Source organism: Aminobacter sp. P4_H6_2 (assembly GCF_056400805.1).
In genome coordinates, this window is the sequence record NZ_JBFUKO010001045.1 from 1 (window position 1) to 1,026 (window position 1,026).

A 1,026-nucleotide genomic window follows, 5' to 3' on the forward strand; every position below is an offset into this window, starting at 1 on the left:
AGCCCGAGGTCGGCGCATTTCTTCATCGCCGGGCGCAGCCAGTCGAGGGCCCGGTCAGGCCGGTAGCCATGCATGTTGGCATGCAACTTCAGCATCTTGAAGCCATATTCCTTGACGTGGAATTCCAGCTCAGCTGCGCCGTTCTCAGGACCCCAGCGGGGGTTGTAGTTGAAGTTACCGATGAAACGATCCGGGTATTTCTGGCACAGCTCGGCGATGTAGGCCATGTAGTCGCGAATGCCGTCGCGGCCCATGCGATTGCCATCGCGGTAACCGGTATTGCCGGGCGGCGGCTGGATGAAGCCCATGTCGATGCGGCGCGGTTTGCCGTTGATCATGTAAGGCCCGTCCATCAGCTTCAGCATGCGTTCGCCATTGAACGGCGTGCCGGTGTGGCGCCAGGCCTCGTCGACCAGATTGGTCGGATGGAGGTGGGTGTCGATAATCATCTGTGGTCTCCGAATTCACGAAACAAGGCGTTGGGCCGCATCATGCCGGCTGGAGGCTGGCATAGGTGTCCGTCAGGCGGGCCTGGGCTTCTTCCATGCTGCGCGGGGGCGGCGTCGGCTCGATGCCGATCATCCGGGCGATATTATTGCCGAAGTAATCCTCGAGCGTATCCTCATCGAGGTTCAGCCCTTGCGGCGGCTCGTGGCAAAGCACCTCGAGCAGGCGCAGCCACATTCCTGGTTCGTTTGGCGGGGTGTCGGTGCCGAAGAGGATCTTGTGCTTGGGCAATTCCTTGGCGAACTCGACGATGCGCGACTGCAGGCACCAGCCGGATTCGCAGTAGACGTTGGGTGCATCCATCGCCATCTGGAACGGTTCGAAGACATAGACCCCGCCCGTCTGGACGCCGAAATGGCCGAGGATGAAGTTGACCGACGGGAACTCCCGAATGATCGGATAGAACTCGGTCGGAATGCTGTAGGGCCCGTCTCCAGTATGGACTTTGACGATCAGCCCGAGGTCGGCGCATTTCTTCATCGCCGGGCGCAGCCAGTCGAGTGCGCGATCAGGCCGGTA

General features: G+C 60.9%; 2 protein-coding genes. Both read right to left on the bottom strand.

Translation table 11 applies throughout. From position 1 onward, the window contains the following. The coding region (locus AC1DUU_RS32815) for an amidohydrolase family protein (protein ID WP_476787451.1) at window positions 1-449 on the bottom strand (449 nt) is incomplete at its 3' end. Window positions 450-489: 40 nt separating this feature from the next. Next, on the bottom strand, window positions 490-1,026 hold a 537-nt coding region (locus tag AC1DUU_RS32820), incomplete at its 5' end, for an amidohydrolase family protein (RefSeq protein WP_476787452.1).